Here is a 16284-nt window from a genome sequence, read left to right on the forward strand (position 1 = left end):
CGGCGGCTATCGGATAGTCGCCGTCCGGGAGGGAATAGGATGGCAATCGCGCGCGCGGTGCTGCTCGTCGTCGGCACCCTGATGGTCCTCATGGGGCTGCTCTGGACCGGTCAGGGCCTTGGCCTCATCATGTGGCCCGGTTCAAGCTTCATGCTGGGCGACCCGCAATGGGCGCTCTACGGCTCAGTCACCGCTGCCGTTGGCGGCCTGCTCGTCTGGCTTGGGGCACGTGACGGGAGCGGCGGCGAGTAGATCGCCCGGCACGTCGAGGATGAACCGTGCGCCTTGTCCCGGCGCGCTTTCCACTGTCAGTTCGCCGCCCATCGCCCGCGCCAGCCGGCGCGAGATGTAGAGGCCGAGCCCCGACCCGCTTTCGTCGCTGCGGCCGAGCCGCTCGAACTTCTCGAACACGCGGCCCTGCTGCTCCTGGGTCAGGCCCGGCCCTTGATCCGCGACAATTACCTTGGCCCGCGCGCCGTCGGGTTCAAGCCGGATCCAGACCTGCGAATTGTCGGGCGAATAGCGGATCGCGTTTCCGACGAGATTGAGCAGGACCTGCAGCACCCGGCGAAACTCGGCGATGGCCGGCAGGTGTTCGCCAATTCGCGGCGGATCGATCGCGATACCGCGTTCCTGTGCGCGGACCGCAAGGATCCCGGCTGCGCGCCGCGCCACATCGGCCAGGTCGATGCGGTCAGGCGCGGTGTTGAAATCATCCGCTTCGACCACCTCGAGATCGGCCAGATCCTCGACCAGCGAGAGCAGGTGCTGCCCAGCCGAGGCGATGTCGGCAGCGTACTGGCTGTACTCCTCGGCAAGGGGCCCGGCCATGCGGGTGCGGATGGTCTCGGCATTGGCGATGATCCGCGCGATCGGCTGGCGCAAGACGGGCGCTATGTCGCGTCCGACCAGGCCGGGTTCGTTCTGCGGCAGGACCGGAGCGGCTGGAACCAAAGGGACAGCAGACTGCGCCGCCAGCGGCTGTTCGGCGGTCAGGCACAACTCGAAGCCCGTCGGCTCCTGCCCCGGAGCCTGCTGCGGAAAGAGCGCCGCTCGCCAGGAACGGTCCGATCCGGCAACGGTCAGGTTGGCCCCGTCGAGAAGGCGCCAATGCATCGGTTGCTGATGGCTGCTACCGGCAATCGATACAAAATCGGTCCACGGCCGGCCGAACCCGGCCTGCATCGCGGCGGTAAGGTCGGCAAGGTCAGGCGCATCGCTTTCGACGGTCAGCACGCCTTGCTGCGCGTCAAGGCGCGCGGATAGTTCCGCCAGGGTGCGATCGATCGCGGCCCGGTGCTCGGCGACCTCGGCCGGATCCTCGGCCGGCAACGGGACCGTCTGCCACGAACGGATCGCAATGGCGACGCCTTCGCCTTCGGGCTGCGCCTCGATCCAGGCGGTGATGCTGTCGCGCCCGTCCGACGCTCGGATCGTTCGTGCCAGCTTGAGGTTGTAGGCGCGCACCTTGCGCACCAGTTCGAGCAGGGCGGGGATCGCAATTTCACCGGGGATTTCGCCGCCGCACCGCATCTGCAGGCCGGCCAGCGGCTCTTCCGCGCTGATGAGGCGATCGGCGCCGTCGCATAGCGCCTGCGCCTGGGATGAGGCTGGGTGCTGCACGTTCAATAGCCGGCGTAGTGACCGGCACCGGCAAGCAGCGCCGCCGCACGATCGGCACCAAGTTGGTCGAAGTCATCCGGCAACGTGACGTCGGGGAACAGCGCCATGAACTGTTCTTCCACCACATGCGGCTTTAGCCCCGCGGCGCGCAGCGAAAGGTACAAGCGGGCATACTGGCCCTCGCTGGTTGTCATGACCACATGGTCGCGGTCCTGCCCCGTCGCCATGGCGAGAGCCGAGAGAAACAGACCTGCGCCGGCATGGCTGACCGACAGTGCGGCCGTCAGGCCTGCGCCCATCCCTGTCAGCAGACGCGACATCAGGCCAAGCCGGCTGCGTCCTTCGTCGAACCTGGCGCGAATCGCGCTTTCGGCACGGGCGCAGGCGTCGGATCGCTGTGGATCTTCTGCACCGTAGGCTCGGAGCGCGACGAGGACGGCGAACAAGAGGTCGCCGGGCAGTTCCGCAAGCGGCAACTGCATGCGCCGCTGCGTCTGGGCAAAACGCGCCTGGGCGGCGAGCAAGGCCATGGCCTGCGACGCTGTCGTGGTCTCGCTCGACGCGATCAGCGCCTGCAGCAACGGTGAGAGCACCGGATCTAGTGCCAGGCGCCCTTGCAGGGTCTGGGTCAGATGCCACTCCAGCGCGAGCGCATGACAGTGCTTCAGCAGGCCTTCGTGGCCGGCGAAACGGGCGACGAGCGCGCCTATCGCGACTGGATCATGGCTGCGAAGCATATCGTCTTCGGTCGAGGCAGCCATATCCTCGACCACCTGACGGGCAAGGTCCGCCATCATTCCACGAACGCGGGCGATGATCTCGTCGCTGAAGACCGAATGTTCGTCGCTGGCCAGCAGGTGGCGCAAGATGGGTGCGTAGGTTCCAAGCTGTGCATCTCCCACGGCCAGTTCGTCACGCAGAAGGTCTTCGGCGCTGGGTGGAGGCACGGCAGGGACATCGCTGGCGATCATTCCCTTCCCCATATAGCGATAGGGTTAAGGCCGCGTTAGCCGCTTTGTGAGACGCGGAACAAGGATTCCTGCCAGCGCCGCCGCCACCGCGCCGGCGTGGACGGCGATGGTTCCAACCCCCGCGCCAAGCGCCGCCGCAAGGCCGAGCGCGAGAGCTGCGCGGTCACCCAGCCAGGCAGTCCACCGCGCCTGGGAAAGCCCGGGAATGATCCTCATCAGCGCGACAAGCATGAAGGCCGGGAAGAAGCGATAGGGCAGATCCTGCAAGGGAAGCGTTGTCGACCCCCAGCCGACAAGGCCAATAATGATCGCATCGACCATCCAGCCATAGCTGCCGACCTGCGCCAACACTTGGTGCCGACCCTGCAACAGGCCCGTCTCAACCCGCGCCAGAAGGGCCGCAATCTCGCGGCACAGCCAGCCGACCGCGCAGAATATCAGGCCAGTGGCAAAGAAGCCGAGCCAGCCAGCAGCCACTGCGATTGCCGCCATCATCGCCGCCCCGATCGCAAGGTGCGTGGCGCCGCTGCCGGCATGGAGCAGGCTGGGGCCAAGGCCGCGAACGAATGCCAGAGCCAGGAACCGCGAAGGATAGAGCGGTCGATCGTCGCTGGTCCGTTGCCGAATCCATTGCGGTTCAAGGCTCTGCGCCTCGGCATCGCTACGCACTAGCGACCAGAACTGCTGACCACCGTCGACACCGGGCAGCGACCGCTGCCGAACTCCGCTCTGCAGGGCCAGGCGCTGCAGCGACGATGCTGCATCGCAGTCCGGCGGCAATTCGCCGAGCCCATCGACCAGCCGACCCGGCACACGCATGGCCGAAGCACTGGCAGTCGTCAGGTCGATGCGCTCGAAACCCGCTGCGAGTCCCTGCTCTATCGGTTGGACCAGCACGGCCTGCCCTTGTCCGAGGAGATCGGTGGCAAGGCCCGCCGAGGCGAACAGTCCGTCGCCCAGCACGAGCAGCTCGTCAGACGATGTGACCAGACCGAGCAGCGCCCGCGCCCCGGCGACGACATGGAATTGCGCTCCACGCGCTTCGGCAAGGTGCTGGAGCTCGATGATCTCCGGCCTCATGCCGGGAGCGATGCAGACGATCCGCTCGCACCCGAGGTCGAGCGCAAGCGCGACCTGCTGACGTGCCACCGTTGTTCCGCCCACGCGCAGAAAGGCGCGCGGCACGCCGGCGTCGGCCAGTTCCAGGAAGGTCAGCAAGGCTACTCGCAGCGTTCGTCTCCGCGCTGGAACGAGCGCGGGTTCTAGGGGAGCGGTCCTGCCCTGCCAAGCCTGACGCGAAGCGGCGTGCCCGGCAACGCTCAGGCCTGGGCGAAGTCGTCGAGGTAGGCCTGGATACGGCGCACGACGGTCGGCTCACCGGGCGCCGCCTCAAGCGCCTCCTCGGCCATGCCGATCAACGGTTCGGCGTGAAAACTGGCCGCCAAGCCTTTGAGTCGCAACGCCGCGATCTGCCAGTTGCCGTCGCAGCGCGACCGGCGAAGAAGGTCGACCTGATTCGAAAGGCTATCGATAAATGCCTGTCGTAACTCGGAAAAAAGCGCAGGATCCTCGCCCGCCGCAGCGGCAAGGGTCGCATCCAGGGCTCCTGCTTCGTATGCCATGGTATACACGGCTAATCGCAAACTCTTAAAGTGGGGTTTAAAGCGCAGCGCTTCATGGTAAACCTTCGGACATGACCGGGGGATCGCGCATCGTCGCCATCGATGCCGGCGCGCCTGATGCCGCGCCGGCCCAAACGCAGCCTGACGAACGGGACGAAGACGTCCTTGTCGTCGACCAGGTGTGGGAGCCCGACGAAGAGGCACCGAGCCTTTCCGGTCGCAGCCGTCTGGCGGTTGCCGTCGCCGCAATCGCCGGAACTGCCGTGCTTGCCTGGACAGCGCTGTTCGTGTCCGTCAACAAAGGCGGGATGCTCACCGGCGGCAGCCCCGCCGAATGGCTCGCCTGGATCCGCGACTGGTCGGTGCCGGTATTGCTCGTCGGGGTTGCCTGGCTGATCGCGATGCGCAGCAGCCGCCGCGAGGCCTACCGCTTCGGGCAGGCTGCCCGGCTGCTGGGCGACGAATCTGCCCGGCTCGAGCAGCGGTTGTCGATCGTGAACAGCGAACTCAGCCTCGCCCGCGAATTCCTTGCCTCGCAGGCCCGCGACCTCGATTCCCTCGGTCGCCAGGCGACTGACCGTCTGTCGCAGCATTCGGACCGCCTGTCCGGCCTTATCCAGGACAACGGTGCCCGGCTCGACACGATCGGGACTGTCAGCGCAGCCGCGCTCGACAACATGGAGCGGCTGCGCGGTCAGTTGCCGGTCATCGCCAGCGCCGCCAAGGACGTCACCAACAACATCGCCACGGCAGGCCGCACCGCGAAAGGCCAGCTTGAAGAAATGGTCCAGGGGTTCAACCGGCTGAACCAGTTCGGCCAGGCTAGCGAACGCCAGGTCGCCGCCCTGCGCGACATGGTCGATTCCACCATTGCCGAGTTCACCCGCCGCGCCGAACAACTCGACGCGATCGCGACCGAACGCTTTGCCGCTTTGTCGAGCCGCAGCGAGGAGTTTCGCACCCAGATCGATTCGGACGAGGTCGAAGCTCTCGCCGCGATCCGCACGCGCGCCAAGGCCTTGGTCGACGAACTGACCGAGGCGCGCAGCGCGCTTGACGGTCACGAAGAAGCCAGCCTTGCATCGCTGCGTTCGCGCCTGTCCGCGGTGCGCGACGAAAGCGCGGCGATTACCCGCTCGGTGCGCGACGGTGAAAACGCCGCCATCGAAGTGTGGCACGTCGCCACCACGAGGCTCGAGGAAGACCTGCGCCTCGCGATCGCTAAGGTCGCCGAAATCGATGACAAGGCAATGGAAGCGGCACGGGCCCGTATCGTGGCCATCTCGACCGAGGCTGAGCAACTCGACGCACGCATGGCAGAACGCGACCGTCTGTTCGTCGAGGAAGTCGACAAGCGCGGCGCCGATTTCGAACGCCGTCACGGCGAGTTCGCCCAGAGTCTGGCAAGTCGGCTCGAATTGCTCGACGCCGACATCGCCGCCCGCCAGCGGGCGCAGGACGCCCATGCCCAGCGCTTGTTCGGCCAGTCGCAAGATATTGCCGAGCAACTTGACCAGTTCGCCGCGCGGATGGACGCCATCGCCGCGCACGGGACCGCGGCCGAAGCAGCTCTGGCTTCGGCCCTTGCCAGCCTGGCAGAAAAGCTGGTTTCGAGCCGCGATGCGCTCGAAGGCACCGACAGCGCCGTCGCGGCGCTGACCGATGGCAGCGTGCGCTTGCTCGAACTGATCCGCGCCAGCGTCGATCACAGCACCAAGGACTTGCCACAGGCGATCGCCGTGGGCGAAGCGCGTCTGACCGAACTTGAACAGCGCGCGGTCGCGCTGCGCGGCACGGTCGCCGAGGCGGAAAGCCACGGCGAGGCGCTGTCCGACTATGTCCTGAAGACCAGTGACACGCTGTCGGGCACCATGGACGCGGTCCAAGCCTTCCACGGCGACATGGCCCGGACCAATGCCGAGCATGCCAGCACGCTCCAGGGCTTGCGGCAGTCGCTCGAAGCGGTGCGCGCCGAAAGCATGGCGGTCGCCGCGCTGGCCCAGGACCAGCTTGAGCAGGCCATCGAACAGCTCAACAGCTCGGCCCGCGCCGCTGTGTCGGGCATCGAAGACATGAGTGCCAAAGCGGTTGCCGACCTTGCCTCGCGTCTGGGCGAGGAAAGCGGTGCGGCTATCGATGCCGTGATGCGCAGCCGCGCGGCGGACGTCGCCGGCCAGCTCGAGGAAGCAACGGCCAAGGCCGCGGACGTCAGCCGCGCCGCGGCGATCCAGCTGCGCGACCAGCTTGCCAAGGTCAATGACCTGGCCGGAAATCTCGAGCGGCGCGTCGCCCATGCCCGCGAACGGGCGCAGGAACAGGTCGACAACGATTTTGCGCGGCGCGTCGCGCTGATCAATGAATCGCTCAACTCGAACGCGATCGACATCGCCCGCGCCATGGACACCGACGTGTCCGACACCGCCTGGGCCGCCTATCTCAAGGGCGATCGCGGTATCTTCACCCGCCGCGCGGTGCGCTTGATCGACGCGCCGGACGCCAAGGCCATCGCGCAGCTCTACGATGGCGACCGCGCCTTCCGCGACAACGTCAGCCGCTACATCCACGATTTCGAGGCGATGCTGCGGCAGTTGCTTTCGACCCGCGACGGTCATGCTCTGGGCGTGACCCTGCTGTCTTCGGACATGGGCAAGCTCTACGTGGCGCTAGCCCAGTCGATCGAGCGGCTGCGCGCCTAGCGGCTGTAGAAGTCGAACATGTCCATGGTGATCCAGCCGAACCGGTAGTTGGCGAAGAACGCCGCGAACAGGATCACGGCAAGGATCGTCGCGCGCTTCGCAACGCGCCAGGGACGGAAGATAACCGGCGCGCTGTCGGCCTGGCCGGGAACCTTCGCCTCGCCGGCCTCATCGTGGGTACGCACGCCAAAAGGCAGCACAAGGAACGCCGCCAGCACCCAGAACAGGGCGAAGATCGCAATGATGGACGTCAGCTTCATTGCGATCAGTATTCCGGCATGATGACGCGGACCTGCGGCTTTTTGCCAGACCAGCGCTGCGCCGCGCGCCGCGCTGCAAGCCGAGCCGCTTCCGTTATTGCCTCGCGGTCGTGTCGCTGCCCCTTCTTGAGGCGTGTCAGCGCCGCAGCGACGTCCTCCTTGGCTTCCTGCAGGAACTCGTCGAGATCCTCGTCGAGCGGCAGGCCGATCGCTTCGACATGGGGACGGCCCTTGGTGTCGAGCACGACTACCACCAGGCCGTTGTGTGCCAGGCGCCGACGCATGACCTGCGCCTCGCCATCCGCTGGCGCGATGATGTCGCCGTCCAGCACCAAACGGCCCGCCCGCGTCTCGCTGATCTTGCCGGGTTTGCCAGGGGCGAGCCGTATCAGATCGCCGTTCTGCTGGACAATCGCCTTGGGAACGCCGCTGGCCTTGCCCAGCCGGGCCTGCTCGCGCATGTGCCTCACCTCACCGTGAACAGGCACGAGGATTTGCGGCCGTAGCCAGCCATATAGCGCTTCCAGTTCCGGCCGACCCGGATGGCCGGAAACGTGAATGTGGCTCTGCCGATCTGTAACGATGGTGATGTCGCGCGCGGCGAGGCGGTTCTGGATCCGGCCGATGGCGATCTCGTTGCCCGGAATCTGGCGGCTGGAAAACAAGACGACGTCACCTGCTTCGAGCGCGATCTGGTGGGTGTCCTCGGCGATGCGGCCCAAGGCGGCGCGCGGCTCGCCCTGCCCGCCGGTGGCAAGGATCAGAACCTCGCCGCGCGGCAGGCCCATCGCCGTGTCAAAATCGACCAGCGGCGGCAGATCCTTGAGATAGCCACTCGCCTGCCCCGTGCGAATGATCCGGTCGAGCGAGCGGCCCGCCACGCAAAGCTGGCGCCGGGTTGCACGCGCCACCTCGCCCAGCGTCTGCAGCCGTGCCACGTTCGAAGCGAACGTGGTGACCACCACCCGTTTGCCGTGATGGCGCGCCACTTCGTCGAGCAGCCCGTCGCGCACGTCTCCTTCAGATCCCGAAGGCTCGGGGTTGAACACGTTGGTCGAATCGCAGACCAGCGCCAGCACGCCCTCGTCACCAATGGCGGTGAGCTGTTCGGTGGTCGCCGGCTCACCGATCAGGGGCTGGTCGTCGAGCTTCCAGTCGCCGGTGTGAAAAATGCGCCCATGCGGGGTATCGATCAGCAGGGCGTTGCCCTCGGCGATCGAGTGGGCCAACGGGACGTAACGCACGCCGAAAGGCCCCAGCTCGAACCGGTCGAGGTGGTCGATGACCGTAAGTTCGACATTCGCCGCGTTACCGGCCTCTTCAAGCTTGGCCGCGACCAGTCGCGCGGTGAACGGTGTCGCGTAAAGAGGAACGCCCAGTTCCTCGGCGAAATAGGGTACCGCGCCGATGTGATCCTCATGCGCGTGGGTAAGAACGATGCCGACGAGGTCCTGCTTGCGCTCCTCGATGAACTCGAGGTCGGCAAAGACCAGATCGATGCCCGGATATTCGTTCATGCCGAAGGTCATGCCCAGATCGACCATCAGCCATTTGCCGTCGCACCCGTAAAGGTTGACGTTCATCCCGATCTCGCCCGAACCGCCGAGCGCAAGGAACAGAAGTTCGTTGCCCGGCTTCATGCGCCGGCCCGGTTGGCATAGAGCAGCGCGATCCCGCGCAGGGTAAGTTCCGGCTCGACCCGGTCGAACAGGTCGGCGTGCATCTGGAACAGGGGTGCAAGGCCGCCTGTGGCGATTACCTTGACCGGACGGCCGATTTCCTTCTTCAGCCGCGCGATCATGCCTTCGATCATCGAAACATAGCCCCAATAAATGCCGATCTGCATCTGGCTGACCGTGTCGCGGCCGATCACACTGTCGCTCGGCGGCGGTTCGATCGCGATGCGCGGGAGCATGGCAGCGGCGTTGTACAGCGCGTCGAGCGAAAGGCTGACGCCGGTTGCGATCGATCCGCCGAGATAGGCACCATCCGCTCCGATATGGTCAAAGGTGGTCGCAGTGCCGAAGCTGATCACGATCTTGTCGCCCGCTTCCAGCGCCTGCGCGGCGATCGCGTTGACCGCGCGGTCTGCACCGAGCGCGCGGGGCTCGTCGACCTTGAGTGCAATGCCCCATTCAACCGGGGCGCGGCCCCCGATGAGCGCCTCGACCCCGAAATACTTGCTCGCCAGCTCCTGCAGGTTGTGCAGCGCGCGGGGTACGACCGAAGCGATGACCACGGCCGTGACGTCTTCGCGGGCATAGCCCTCCATCTCGAGCAGCTGTACCAGCCACACGGCGTATTCGTCGGCGGTGCGCTTGATGTCGGTGGCAATGCGCCAGCGCTGGACGATGCCGCCGGCATCATCGACCAGGGCGAACTTGACGTTGGTATTGCCGTTGTCGATCGCAAGCAGCATTCGCGCGCTTTCCTTTGGCCTCAGGCGAGACGGACTTCGCCCGCGTGGATCGTGCGCGTCGTGCCGTCTGCGAGCCGCAGTTGCAAGGCTCCATCGTCGGCCAGCCCGGCAAAGTGCCCTTTGAGCGGCTCTTCACCAGATTCTCCCACCTGCAGCGGTGTCCCTGCAGGATGGGCCAACGCCAGCCAGCGCGCGATGATCGGGGCAAGGCCATAGGTGCGCCAGCGCGCCAGTTCGGCATCGACGTGACGAGCCAGATACGCCGCGAACAGGTCCCGGTCCGGGGCAGCGCCAAAGCGGGCCAGGGCAATCGTTTCACGGTCCGGCAAGTCGGGCGCGGCGGCGAGGTTGACGCCGATCCCGACGATCACCGTGGAGCCGACCATTTCGAGCAGCACGCCGCTGAGCTTGGCCGCTCCGATCATCACGTCATTGGGCCATTTCAGCACCGGACGGAGCGGCGGCGGAATATGCGGCGCAACGGCTTCGGCCACTGCCAGCGCCACCGCCAGGGCCAGGGTGCCGGCGGGGGGATCGCCCGCGCCGATGTGCACCACGGTCGAACCCATGAAATTGCCTGCGCCGTCGAACCAGGTGCGCCCCTGCCGTCCCTTCCCGGCGCGCTGCCGGTCGGCAACCAGCCAAGTACCCTCCGTGATCCGTTCGCCCGAAGCGATTCGGGCGGCGAGGTCGGCGTTGGTCGAGCCGGTTTCGGAAACGACCTCGATCAAGCGCCCGGGGTCAGCGTGCCAGCGGCCAGCGCCGCCAGGGTGCCGAGGCACTTGGTCAGTAGGTACCCGAGCGGTGAAATGAACAGGGCCGCGATCAGCAGAAGCGCGTGGTGGATCCAGTCGCTCTTGCCGACAACCACGCCAGCAGGCTCATCGAAATACATCACCTTGACGACCTTGAGATAGTAGAACGCCCCGATCACGCTGGCTGCGATGCCGATGACGGCCAGCGGCAGGAGCCCCGCGGCGACCGCAGCCTGGAAAACCACGAACTTGCCCCAGAAGCCGAACAGCGGGGGAATGCCAGCCAGGCTGAACATGACCATGGCAAAGCACAGCGCGAGCACCTTGCGTTCGCGCGAGAGGCCCGCGATCTGGTCGATCTGTTCGACCTGGTTGCCGTCTCGGTCCTTGAGCATGAGCAGTGCGACGAAGCCGCCAACGGTCATGGCGACGTAGATCGCGAGATAGACCAGCATGCCTTCCACGCCAGCGCGGGTCGCGGCGGCAAGGCCGATCAGCAAGAAGCCGACATTGTTGATCGACGAATAGGCCAGCAGACGCTTGAGGTTGCTCTGCCCGATCGCGCCGAGCGCCCCGATCACGATCGACATCAGCGAGACGACGATAACGATCTGCTGCCACGCCGCAATCTGCGTTCCGAACGCGACAAGCGCGACGCGGATGGTCAGCGCGAGCGCCGCGACCTTGGGTGCCGACGCGAAGAACATCGTCACCGGGGTCGGCGCACCTTCGTAGACGTCCGGCGTCCACATGTGGAACGGCGCGGCGCTTATCTTGAAGGCCAGGCCCGCGAGCACGAAGACCAGCCCGAACAGCGCGCCGGTCGAAATCTCGCCCGACAGCGCGGCGGCAATTCCGGTGAAGCTGGTCGTGCCGGTAAAGCCATAGGTCAGGCTCATGCCGAACAGCAGTATGCCGCTGGCAAGAGCGCCAAGCACGAAGTATTTGAGGCCCGCTTCTGCCGAGCACTGGTCGTTGCGCAGGAACGCAGCCAGCACGTATGCAGCCAGCGAGTTGAGCTCCAGACCGACGTAGAGCGTCAGCATGTCGGTGGCCGAAACCATCATGCCCATGCCGGCAACCGCGAAAAGGACCAAGACCGGGTATTCCGGGCGCATCGAGCGCGCCTTTTCGAAGAACACCGGCGCAACCAGCAGGCTGGCGCCCGCGGCAGCATAGATCAGCAGCTTGGCAAAGGCGGCGAAGGCGTCGCCGGAATAGAGCCCGTCGAAGGCGTTGGCGGCTTCACCCGACAGTCCCGACCACAGCGGCTTGACCACCAGGGCGGCGGCAATCGCAAGGGTAAGGACCGCAAGCCAGGTGATCGCGCGGGCATCGCGCTTGCCCTTGGCCCAGGCAGAGCCGAGCAGCAGGACGAGACCCGAAACGCTCAGCAATTCTTCCGGCGCAACGAGGCGCAGCGAGTGGGACCAGTCCATCAGTGCGCCCCCCCGTGCGCGGCAGGTTCGTGTTCGGCTTCCGCCGCCGCTCCGGGTTTGGGCGCGGTCAACTTGGCATCGCTGGCGGGCTTCGCGCGGGCCAGGCGGGCGTCGAGCGAGGCGATGTCCTGACGCATCGGCTTCAGGAAGCTTTCGGGATAGATACCCATCCACAGCACGGCTGCGGCGAGCGGCACCATCATCAGCCATTCACGCAGGTCGAGATCGGGCATAGCGGCCGCATCGGCGTTCTTCTGTTCGCCGAAGATGACCCGGCGATATAGATAGAGCATGTACGCGGCCCCTAGGATCACGCCGGTTCCGCAAACCGCTGCGACCCAGCTGTTGAGCTGATAGATCCCCGAAAGCGCCAGCACTTCGCCGACGAAGCCGCTGGTGCCCGGCAGGCCGACCGAGGCCATGGTGAACACCATGAAGAACAGCGCGTATTTCGGCATGTTGACGGCAAGGCCGCCATACCGCGCGATCTCGCGGGTGTGCAGGCGGTCGTAGATCACGCCGACGGCAAGGAACAGCGCGCCCGAAACCAAGCCGTGGCTGAGCATGACGATCATCGAGCCTTCGAGCCCCTGGACGTTGAAGGCGAACAGGCCGATCGTCACGATCGCCATGTGCGCGACCGAGGAATAGGCGATCAGCTTCTTCATGTCGTGCTGGACCAGTGCGATGAGGCTGGTGGCAACGACCGCGATCATCGACAGCGCGAAGATCAGCGGCGCAAACTGCGCGCTGGCCTCGGGAAACATCGGCAGCGAGAAGCGGATGAAGCCGTAGCCGCCCATCTTGAGAAGCACGCCGGCCAGGATCACCGAACCGGCCGTCGGCGCCTGGACGTGCGCGTCAGGCAGCCAGGTGTGCACTGGCCACATCGGCATCTTCACAGCGAAGCTGGCAAAGAAGGCCAGCCACAACCACTTCTGTGCCCCGGCCGGGAAATCGTAGGCCATCAGGGTCGGGATATCCGTCGTACCGGCTTCGTTCACCATCCACAGCATCGCGATCAGCATCAGCACCGAACCGAGCAGCGTGTAGAGGAAGAACTTGTAGCTGGCGTAGATGCGGTCCGCCCCGCCCCAGACGCCGATGATCAGATACATCGGGATCAGGCCGGCTTCGAACATGATGTAGAACAGGAACAGGTCCTGTGCCGCGAAAACGCCGATCATCAGCGTTTCCATCAGCAGGAAGGCCGCCATGTATTCGCCCACGCGCTTGTCGATCGACAGCCACGAGGCGCCGATGCAGATCGGCATGAGGAACACCGACAGCATGATCAGCAGCAAGGCGATCCCATCGATGCCGAGCTTGTACGAGAAGCCGGCGAACAGCGCGACGCTTTCGGTAAACTGCCACTGCGCGCCGCCAACGTCGTAATTTGCCCAGAGCATCACGCCGAGCGCGAAATCGACCAGCGTCGCCAGCAGCGCGATCCAGCGAGCTGACTTGGCGTCGGAGAACAGACAGGCCAGCGCCGCGATCAGCGGCACGGCAAGCATCACCGAAAGGATGGGAAAACCGGTCATCTTAGTGCACCATCACCCAGCTGATTGCCGCGGTGAGACCGAGCAGCATGACCAGCGCGTAGCTGTAGACATATCCCGACTGGAAGCGCTGGGCGCCGCGACTGCCCTGGGCGACGACCCAGGCCGCGCCGTTGGGGCCGAAGCGGTCGATCAGGCCGATGTCGCCCCACTTCCAGAACTTTTCGCCAAGCCAGAAAGCCGGACGCACGAAAATGCGATCGTAAAGCTCGTCGAAATACCACTTGTTGTAGACGAAGCGGTAGATCCCGCCGAGCTGCGCCGCAACCTGCGCCGGCGTTTCGGGCTTGCGGATATAGAACTGGTAGGCGGTCAGCAGGCCGGTCAGCATGACGGCAAACGGTGCCCACTTCACCCAGGTTGGTACCTCGTGCAGCGCGTGGATGGTGTGTTCGGCAAAGGCGATGCTGCCCTTCCAGAAATGGCCGGTGCCTTCGCTGATGAACTCGTGGTGGAACACGAAGCCGGCCAGCACCGCACCGAGCGAAAGGACCACCAGCGGCACCCCCATGTTGAGCGGCGCTTCGTGCGGACGATAGCCGGCGGTACCGTCGTCATGGTGACCGTGGGCATGAGCGTGATCGTCATGACCGTGGTGATCGTCGTGGACCGCGTGCTGGATATGCTCCGACCCGGCCCAGCGCGGCTTGCCGTAGAAGGTCAGGAAGATCAGACGCCACGAATAGAAGCTGGTCAGCAGCGCGGCGAAGATCCCCATCCAGAAGCCGAACAGGCCGGCCTGGCCCGACGAGGCGTAGGCCGCTTCGAGGATCGAATCCTTCGAGTAGAAGCCCGCGAAACCGAATACGTCGACGATGCCGACCCCGGTGATGGCCAGGGTGCCTGCCATCATCGCCCAGTAGGTCAGGGGGATGTGCTTACGCAGACCGCCATAGAAGCGCATGTCCTGCTCATGGTGCATGGCATGGATCACTGCGCCGGCGCCGAGGAACAGCAGCGCCTTGAAGAAAGCATGGGTGAACAGGTGGAACATCGCCGCGCCCGGCGCGCCGACACCGGCTGCAACGAACATGTAGCCCAGCTGCGAGCAGGTCGAATAGGCGATGACGCGCTTGATGTCCCATTGGGTCGTGCCGATCGTCGCGGCGAAGAACAGCGTGCAGGCGCCGACCACGGTTACGACGGCCATGGCGGTCGGGCTCGCCTCGAACATCGGCGAGAGGCGGCAGACCATGAAAACGCCGGCAGTGACCATGGTTGCCGCGTGGATCAGCGCCGAAACCGGGGTCGGACCTTCCATCGCGTCGGGAAGCCAGGTGTGCAGGCCAAGCTGCGCCGATTTGCCCATCGCGCCGATGAACAGCAGGATGCACAGGATCGTCATCGTATCCCACTGCATCCCCAGGAAATGGATGGTCGAACCAGCCATGCCCGGCGAGCCGGCGAGAATTTCTGGGATCGAGACGGTGTTGAACACCAGGAACGTGCCGAAAATCCCGAGCATGAAGCCAAGGTCGCCGACGCGGTTGACCACGAAGGCCTTGATCGCCGCCGCGCTGGCCGAGGGTTTCTTGAACCAGAAACCGATCAGCAGGTACGAGGCAAGGCCAACCCCTTCCCAACCGAAGAACATCTGGACCAGGTTATCGGCGGTCACCAGCATGAGCATGGCGAAAGTGAACAGCGACAGATAGGCGAAGAACCGCGGCTGATCCGGGTCTTCGGCCATGTATCCCCACGAATAGAGGTGCACCAGCGCCGAGACCGAAGTCACGACGACCAGCATGACCGCGGTCAGCGTGTCGACCCGCAGCGCCCAGTCGAACACCATCGAGCCGGACTGCACCCACTGCAGCACCTGCACCACGTGCGGTTCGGCATGACCGCCAAGGAACGACAGGAAGATCGGCCAGGACAGCGCGCAGGACACGAACAGCGCGCCCGTCGTCACGGACTTGGCAGCGACGTTGCCCAGCGCCCGGTTGCCCAGCCCCGCGATGATCGCAGCCGCCAGCGGGAGGAAGACGATGAAGAGGATCGGATCCACTGGTACCTTACCCCTTCAGGTTGTGGACGTCGTCGACCGCGATGGTGCCGCGGTCACGGAAGTAAATGACGAGGATGGCAAGGCCGACAGCGGCTTCGCCGGCGGCCACGGTCAGCACGAACATGGCGAACACCTGGCCAGTGAGATCCCCTAGGTAGCTCGAGAACGCGACCAGGTTGATGTTCACCGCCAGCAGGATCAGTTCGATCGCCATCAGGATGATGATGACGTTCTTGCGGTTGAGGAAAATCCCCAGCACGCCCAGCACGAACAGGATCGTGCTGACCGTCACGTAATGACCGATGCCGATCATAGCTGAACCCCCTTGCCCACTTCGGGGCTGGCGTTGACCGTCGCCTCGTCGGGGCGGCGGGCGATCTGCCGACTGATGTTCTGGCCGCGCACGCCGGCGCGCTGGCGGTGGGTCAGCACGATCGCGCCGACCATGGCAACCAGCAGCAGGACGCCGGCCGCTTCGAACAGGAACAGGTAGCGGCTGTAGAGCAGCAAGCCGATCGCCTCGATGTTCGAGGCGCCCTGGGGCACGGCGGCAGCACCGCTCGGCTCGCCGAGTTCAATTCCGCCGACGCTCCACGCGCCGATGCCGATCAGCAACTCACCGAGCAATGCAACGGCCAGCAGCAGGCCCAGCGGCATATTGCGAATGAAGCCGGCGCGCAGCTGCGCGAAGTCGATGTCGAGCATCATGACGACGAACAGGAACAGCACTGCGACCGCGCCGACGTAGACGATCACCAGCAGCATGGCGATAAACTCGGCCCCGGCGAGGACCATCAGGCCCGCGGCGTTGAAGAATGCAACGATCAGCCACAGCACCGAATGGACCGGGTTGCGGGCGAGGATCGTCACCGCGCCGGCCAGCACGGTGAGTGCGGCGAACAGGTAGAAGGCGATTACCGTGATCATGG

The 16284-nt window shown here is 65.4% G+C and carries 15 protein-coding genes; 2 read left to right on the top strand and 13 right to left on the bottom strand.

Translation table 11 applies throughout. The features are described from left to right. Positions 1 to 39: 39 nt before the first annotated feature. Complete coding sequence (locus B0I00_RS03695) at positions 40 to 252, top strand: hypothetical protein (protein WP_100865969.1); 213 nt, start codon at positions 40 to 42, stop codon at positions 250 to 252. On the opposite strand, the gene B0I00_RS03700 is transcribed toward B0I00_RS03695, so the two are convergent. The 4 genes from B0I00_RS03700 to B0I00_RS03715 all read right to left on the bottom strand — a co-directional run bounded on the left by B0I00_RS03700 (position 184) and on the right by B0I00_RS03715 (position 4216). Then, positions 184 to 1623 carry a sensor histidine kinase gene (locus B0I00_RS03700; RefSeq protein ID WP_232730098.1) on the bottom strand — a complete coding sequence of 480 codons (1440 nt, stop codon included), beginning with the start codon at positions 1621 to 1623 and terminating at the stop codon, positions 184 to 186. The two genes, B0I00_RS03695 and B0I00_RS03700, sit on opposite strands and share 69 nt — an antisense overlap. A 2-nt stretch (positions 1624 to 1625) precedes the next feature. Beyond that, a complete protein-coding gene (locus tag B0I00_RS03705; protein WP_100865970.1) occupies positions 1626 to 2594 on the bottom strand; it encodes a hypothetical protein in 969 nt (322 codons plus the stop codon). Positions 2595 to 2618: 24 nt separating this feature from the next. Continuing rightward, positions 2619 to 3812, bottom strand: a complete 1194-nt coding sequence (locus B0I00_RS03710; RefSeq protein WP_100865971.1) for a hypothetical protein — start codon at positions 3810 to 3812, stop codon at positions 2619 to 2621. A gap of 101 nt (positions 3813 to 3913) precedes the next feature. Beyond that, on the bottom strand, positions 3914 to 4216 hold the full coding sequence (locus B0I00_RS03715) for an Hpt domain-containing protein (RefSeq protein WP_100865972.1): 303 nt from the start codon (positions 4214 to 4216) through the stop codon (positions 3914 to 3916). A 71-nt stretch (positions 4217 to 4287) separates the two neighbouring features. Here B0I00_RS03715 and B0I00_RS03720 point away from each other — a divergent pair, with 71 nt between their 5' ends. Then, positions 4288 to 6912 carry a coiled-coil domain-containing protein gene (locus tag B0I00_RS03720; RefSeq protein WP_100865973.1) on the top strand — a complete coding sequence of 875 codons (2625 nt, stop codon included), beginning with the start codon at positions 4288 to 4290 and terminating at the stop codon, positions 6910 to 6912. On the opposite strand, the gene B0I00_RS03725 is transcribed toward B0I00_RS03720, so the two are convergent. From B0I00_RS03725 to B0I00_RS03765, 9 genes are read right to left on the bottom strand one after another with little or no spacing between them, the layout of a single operon-like run. Then, on the bottom strand, positions 6909 to 7172 hold the full coding sequence (locus B0I00_RS03725; RefSeq protein WP_100865974.1) for a DUF1467 family protein: 264 nt from the start codon (positions 7170 to 7172) through the stop codon (positions 6909 to 6911). The genes B0I00_RS03720 and B0I00_RS03725 overlap by 4 nt on opposite strands. Before the next feature lie 5 nt (positions 7173 to 7177). Next, positions 7178 to 8812, bottom strand: coding sequence for a ribonuclease J (locus tag B0I00_RS03730; RefSeq protein WP_100865975.1), 1635 nt, complete (start codon positions 8810 to 8812; stop codon positions 7178 to 7180). Next, positions 8809 to 9591 (bottom strand): type III pantothenate kinase, encoded by a 783-nt coding sequence (locus B0I00_RS03735; RefSeq protein ID WP_100865976.1) that lies wholly within the window; start codon positions 9589 to 9591, stop codon positions 8809 to 8811. The genes B0I00_RS03730 and B0I00_RS03735 overlap by 4 nt, the downstream gene beginning before the upstream one ends. Positions 9592 to 9611: 20 nt before the next feature. Further along, positions 9612 to 10322: a biotin--[acetyl-CoA-carboxylase] ligase gene (locus B0I00_RS03740; RefSeq protein ID WP_100866480.1), complete on the bottom strand. Its 711-nt coding sequence runs from the start codon at positions 10320 to 10322 to the stop codon at positions 9612 to 9614. Next, complete coding sequence (gene nuoN, locus B0I00_RS03745) at positions 10319 to 11785, bottom strand: NADH-quinone oxidoreductase subunit NuoN (protein ID WP_100865977.1); 1467 nt, start codon at positions 11783 to 11785, stop codon at positions 10319 to 10321. Before nuoN ends, B0I00_RS03740 begins: the two co-directional genes overlap by 4 nt. Then, entirely contained in the window at positions 11785 to 13329 is a 1545-nt protein-coding gene (locus B0I00_RS03750) for an NADH-quinone oxidoreductase subunit M (RefSeq protein WP_100865978.1), read from the bottom strand. The genes nuoN and B0I00_RS03750 overlap by 1 nt, the downstream gene beginning before the upstream one ends. 1 nt (position 13330) lies before the next feature. Continuing rightward, positions 13331 to 15355 (bottom strand): NADH-quinone oxidoreductase subunit L, encoded by a 2025-nt coding sequence (gene nuoL / locus B0I00_RS03755; RefSeq protein ID WP_100865979.1) that lies wholly within the window; start codon positions 15353 to 15355, stop codon positions 13331 to 13333. Positions 15356 to 15362: 7 nt separating this feature from the next. Beyond that, a complete protein-coding gene (gene nuoK / locus B0I00_RS03760; RefSeq protein ID WP_100865980.1) occupies positions 15363 to 15668 on the bottom strand; it encodes an NADH-quinone oxidoreductase subunit NuoK in 306 nt (101 codons plus the stop codon). Then, the gene (locus B0I00_RS03765) at positions 15665 to 16282 is read right to left on the bottom strand and encodes an NADH-quinone oxidoreductase subunit J (protein WP_100865981.1); all 618 of its coding nucleotides are present in this window, start codon (positions 16280 to 16282) and stop codon (positions 15665 to 15667) included. The genes nuoK and B0I00_RS03765 overlap by 4 nt, the downstream gene beginning before the upstream one ends. Positions 16283 to 16284 lie beyond the last annotated feature (2 nt).

It is taken from the genome of Novosphingobium kunmingense (assembly GCF_002813245.1).
Classification (GTDB): Bacteria; Pseudomonadota; Alphaproteobacteria; order Sphingomonadales; family Sphingomonadaceae; genus Novosphingobium; species Novosphingobium kunmingense.